Source organism: Hydrogenophaga sp. FW305-3-2-15-A-LB1 (genome assembly GCF_058787875.1).
The window spans coordinates 1-4,573 of record NZ_JBYTAE010000157.1; the positions used below are offsets into that span (position 1 = coordinate 1).

At 65.7% G+C, this 4,573-nt stretch carries 5 protein-coding genes; all 5 read left to right on the forward strand.

Annotated features, from left to right (window positions below):
* Positions 1 to 247: 247 nt before the first annotated feature.
* Genes AC3WPZ_RS27570 through AC3WPZ_RS27590 form a run of 5 tightly spaced genes read left to right on the forward strand, consistent with a single transcriptional unit; the run spans position 248 to position 4,442 of the window.
* A complete protein-coding gene (locus tag AC3WPZ_RS27570) occupies positions 248 to 850 on the forward strand; it encodes a TetR/AcrR family transcriptional regulator (protein WP_444691615.1) in 603 nt (200 codons plus the stop codon).
* Positions 831 to 1,253, forward strand: coding sequence for a cobalamin B12-binding domain-containing protein (locus AC3WPZ_RS27575; protein WP_444689013.1), 423 nt, complete (start codon positions 831 to 833; stop codon positions 1,251 to 1,253). The genes AC3WPZ_RS27570 and AC3WPZ_RS27575 overlap by 20 nt, the downstream gene beginning before the upstream one ends.
* On the forward strand, positions 1,250 to 2,893 hold the full coding sequence (locus AC3WPZ_RS27580; RefSeq protein WP_492436411.1) for an acyl-CoA mutase large subunit family protein: 1,644 nt from the start codon (positions 1,250 to 1,252) through the stop codon (positions 2,891 to 2,893). The genes AC3WPZ_RS27575 and AC3WPZ_RS27580 overlap by 4 nt, the downstream gene beginning before the upstream one ends.
* Before the next feature lie 14 nt (positions 2,894 to 2,907).
* Positions 2,908 to 4,092, forward strand: a complete 1,185-nt coding sequence (gene meaB / locus AC3WPZ_RS27585) for a methylmalonyl Co-A mutase-associated GTPase MeaB (protein ID WP_492436408.1) — start codon at positions 2,908 to 2,910, stop codon at positions 4,090 to 4,092.
* Positions 4,092 to 4,442, forward strand: coding sequence for a hypothetical protein (locus AC3WPZ_RS27590; protein ID WP_444689016.1), 351 nt, complete (start codon positions 4,092 to 4,094; stop codon positions 4,440 to 4,442). Before meaB ends, AC3WPZ_RS27590 begins: the two co-directional genes overlap by 1 nt.
* Positions 4,443 to 4,573 lie beyond the last annotated feature (131 nt).

The window sequence follows — 4,573 nt, forward strand, 5'->3', positions numbered from 1 at the left end:
CTCGGCCTGCGCGAAATCGCGCACCGCGTCGCGCAGCGCGTCGATGTCTTCTCCAAGCTGGAAGTTCAGGCCGGGCAACTGCATGTCGGGATCTCCTTGAAGGGCGTTGAACTGCGAGCACCGCCTGGGCGACGGCGCTTTCTGCACTGAATACGATCTGCGGTGTCGACCGGGGGAATTTCTGACCCCCGTCGTTGACATCACCTCATTCCTATTCCATACTATACCTAACGAACGTTCGCTATTCATGACAAGCTCCAAACTTTCCCGATCACCGCGAACCGACAACCGCTTGCCGGAGTTGCTGAACGCCGCGGCGCGCCTTTTCGCGAGCCGCGGATACGCGGCAACCTCCATGCGAGACATCGCCGTCGAGGTCGACATGAAGCCCGGCTCGCTCTACTACCACTTCCCCTCCAAGGAAGAGTTGCTGCTCGCGGTTTATCAAGCGGGCGTGCGAGCGCTGGAGGAGGCCACCGCCGAAGCGGTGGCCAAGGAAACAGATCCCTGGGTGCGTCTGGAGGTCCTGTGCAGGGCCCACCTGGAAGCCGTTCTGCGCGACAGCGATTACGCCCAGGTGCTGATCCGCGTGCTGCCTGACGACATTCCCCAGGCCGCGGATCGTCTGCGGGAGCTGCGCGAAAGCTACGAACAGGTCTTCCGCCATGTCGTGGCGCAACTGCCGCTGCCCGCGGGCACGGACCGCCGTGCCCTGCGCCTGATGCTGATTGGCTCGCTCAACTGGGCGACGCTGTGGTTCAACCCCGATGGACGCGACTCCCCACGCGTTCTCGCGCGAAAGTTTGTGGGGCTAGTGAAGGAAATGCAAGATGGCCGAACGTCCACCTAGGGTGATCGTGACAAAGATTGGATTTGATGGGCACGACCGGGGCAGCCGCGTGATTGCGGCCTGTCTGCGGGATGCGGGCATGGAGGTGATCTACACCCCGCCCTGGCAGGAGATACCCACCGTCGTCAAGCTCACGATGGAAGAGGACGCCGACGTCATCGGCATCTCCTCGCTCGCCACCGACCACCTCATCGTGCCCAAGCTCGTGGCCGCGCTGCGCGAAGCCGGGCTGGCCGATGTGCAGGTCATCGTCGGCGGCATCGTGCCCGCCAAGGACGAAGCGATGCTGCTGGCGTGTGGCGTGGCTCAGGTGTTTCATCCCGGCACCTCGCTGGACGATGTCGTTGTGTCGGTGCGCGCGCTGTCCGAAAAGCGCCGCGCCATCCTGGGGGCATCGACATGAACGGCCTCGCGCAATGGGAAGCCGAGTTCGCCAAGGGCGTCGTCGGCGAAACGACCACCTACAACCGTTCCGGCATCGGCATCAAGCCGCTGTACACCCCCCAAGACCAGACCGGCGCACCCTATGAGGAAGCGCTGGGCTATCCCGGCCAGTACCCGTTCACGCGTGGCATCTACGCCACGATGTACCGAGGTCGAAGCTGGTCCCAGCGCCAACTTATCGGCCTGGGCGTGCCCGAGGACTACAACCTGCGGGTCAAGGAGATCCTCGACCTCGGCGCGTCCGCGCTGTCGCTGATTCCGTGCAACTCGGTGTTCCGCGGCTACGACGCGGACGACGTGCCGTCGGAACTGCTCGGCACTTGCGGCACGGTCATCAACCATGTGGAGGACATGCGGGTCGCCCTCGACGGTGTGCCCATTGGCGAACTGTCCACCGCCATGAACGACCCGACGCCGTTCACGCTGCTGGCCTTCGAGCTGGCGGTCGCCAAGCGCCGCGGCGTGCCATGGACCAAGATCACGGGCACCTCGAACCAGAGCGACTGCATCTCGCACTTCGTCGCCAACCACATGTTCTTCCGCCTGGCGCTGCAGGGCGCGCGCCGGGTCATCGTGGACCACATCGCCTTCGCGAACAAGCACGTGCCTGGCTGGAACCCCTTGTCCATCGTCGGGCAGCACATGCAGCAGGCGGGCGCGACGCCGGCCGAAGCCATGGCCTTCACGCTGTGCTCGGGCATCCAGTACGCGGAAGACTGCATCGCCGCCGGCATGGACCCGGACCAGTTTCTGCCGCGCTTCACCTTCTTCTTCGACGTCTCGGTGAGCTTCTTCGAAGAGGTGGCCAAGTTCCGCGCCGGCCGCCGCATCTGGGCCCGGCTGTGCCGCGAGCGTTTCGGCGCCAAGGACCCGCGCTCCTGGCGCTTCAAATTCCATGGCCAGACCTCCGGGGTCGACCTGACCCGCCAGCAACCGCTGAACAACGTTGCCCGGGTCACGACGCAGGCGATGGCCGGCATCTTCGGCGGCCTGCAATCGCTTCACACGGACGGCTACGACGAGGTGTTTTCAACTCCCACCGCCGAAGCCGCGCGCATCGCGGTGGCCACGCAGAACATCCTGCGCGAAGAGGCCCATCTCACGGACGTCATTGACCCGCTGGGTGGCTCCTACTACGTGGAGTCGCTCACCAACGACATGGAAGCCAAGATCAACGGGATCATCTCGATGATCGACGAAGTGGGCGGCATGTACCAGGCGGTGGAAAAAGGCATCGTGCAGCGCATGATCGGCGAGTCCGCGCTGGCCTTCCAGAAGAAGATCGACGCGGGCGAGCAAACCATCGTGGGCGTCAACGCGTACCAGGTCGAGGAAGACCCCGCGACCTACCCCTCCCTGGAGTACCCCGACGCGGCGCGCATGCAGTCGTACCTGGGGCGCCTGGCCGACTTCAAGAAATCGCGCTCCAACGCGGACGTCGAGAAGGCGATCGGTGCCCTGGCCAAATCGGCCAACACCGCCAAGTCCAACGTCTTCGAGCACGTGGTGGCGGCCGCCGAAGTCGGTGCCACCCACGGCGAGATCTGCGGCACCTTGCGCAAGGAACTGGGCTTTGGTCAACCGCTGACGGTGGTGTGAGCGCCGTGAGCAACATGTCCATTCAAAAGGCGCTGGGCGGCGATCGACGCGCCCTTGCACAAGCCATCAGCGCGTTGGAAAACGGCGGCGAGATGGCCGTCGAGGTGCGCCGCGCCGTCGCGGCGTCCCAGGGCCGGGCGCACGTCATCGGCGTCACTGGGCCACCCGGTGGTGGAAAGTCCACGCTGGTGTCGGTGCTGATCAAGGGGTTGAGAAAAAAGGGCAGGACGGTCGCCGTCGTGGCCATCGATCCCTCGAGTCCGTTCACCGGCGGCGCGGTCCTGGGCGACCGCATCCGCATGGGCGAGCGCCAGAGCGACGAGGGCGTTTTCATCCGCTCGCTGGCATCGCGCGGCCATCTCGGCGGCCTGTCGGTGGCCGCGGGGGATGTTATCGATCTGTTCGACGCCTCGGGCTATGACGTGGTGATCGTCGAAACCGTGGGTGCCGGCCAATCGGAAGTGGAAATCACGCGTTTTGCCGACACGCGCGTCGTGGTGTGCCCGCCCGGGCTGGGCGACGATGTGCAGGCGATCAAGGCCGGTGTGCTGGAAATCGCCGACATCTTCGTCGTGACCAAGGCCGATCTGCCCGATGCCCGCAAGACCGAATCCGAGCTGCTGGCCATGCTGACGCTGCGGCGCTCACAAGATCTGACGCCGGAGGTGATGCGCGTGTCCGCGCCCGGCGAAGAGGGCACCGATGCCTTGGTGGACTGGCTGGATGCGCGAAGCGAGCGCGGCCGACGCCACGCGGCCGGTGGCGCCAAGTCGGCCTACAACCTGGTCTCCCGGTGCATCGAGGGCGACAACATGGCCCGTCTGCTTGGCATCGAACTCGTGGCGGCATCGATGGGCAGCACCACGCTGCGCATGAAGGTGATGCGCAAGCACATGAACTTCAACGACCGCTGCCACGGCGGCGCGCTCTTCGCGCTGGGCGACATGGCGCTGGGCCTGGCCTGCAACTCGTACGGAAAGATCGCCACCCTGGTGGATGGCCAGCTCAGCATTTCCACCGCGGTCGAAGAAGGCGAATGGCTGGTGGCGCATGCGCACGAGGTCTCTCGCTCGCGCAAGATCGGCAGCTATCAGGTGAAGATCACGCGGGCCCGCGACGGCGAACACATCGCGTTGCTGCATGGCACGGTCTACGTGCTGGACCGGTCCGTCGAAGCGGCGATGGGTGAGGGCGCGTGATGGGTGTGCTTTCAGAAGCGCCACTGCATGGCCGGGGACGGCAGCGCCTGCGGTCTCTCAAGCGCCTGGCGCGCGCGGGGAGCGGCACGGACGCCGCACCCGCGCTCAAGCTGCAGAGCCAGGCGATCGCGCTGGCGCTGCTGGACCGCAGCATCAAGTTCAAGCACCGGCGGCTGGCGCTGCTGCGCTTGAAGGACGCCGTTGAACTGGGCGCCCCGGTGAGCACCGAGCAATGGACCTATTGCAAGGGCGTGCTGCCCCTGGAGCAAGACGGCGCGCTGCGCGCCGATGTCGAGCGCGCCGCGATCGGTTTCCGAAGCCCCCCCGTTGCCAAGGCAGAAAAGCTGTGAACACGACTTTCCCCCGATTGCTGCTGACGCAGGCGGCCGAACACGGTGAGCGGCCGGCGATGCGCGAGAAGGAATACGGCATCTGGCAGACGACGACGTGGGCCGGCATGGCCGAGCTGGTGGAGCGCCTG

Excerpts from the sequence above, each read along its gene's own strand:
- AC3WPZ_RS27575 (WP_444689013.1), top strand. The coding sequence starts at position 831 with ATGGCCGAACGTCCACCTAGGGTGATCGTGACAAAGATTGGATTTGAT.
- AC3WPZ_RS27580 (WP_492436411.1), top strand. The coding sequence starts at position 1,250 with ATGAACGGCCTCGCGCAATGGGAAGCCGAGTTCGCCAAGGGCGTCGTC.
- AC3WPZ_RS27590 (WP_444689016.1), top strand. The coding sequence starts at position 4,092 with ATGGGTGTGCTTTCAGAAGCGCCACTGCATGGCCGGGGACGGCAGCGC.
- AC3WPZ_RS27570 (WP_444691615.1), top strand. The coding sequence starts at position 248 with ATGACAAGCTCCAAACTTTCCCGATCACCGCGAACCGACAACCGCTTG.
- meaB (WP_492436408.1), top strand. The coding sequence starts at position 2,908 with ATGTCCATTCAAAAGGCGCTGGGCGGCGATCGACGCGCCCTTGCACAA.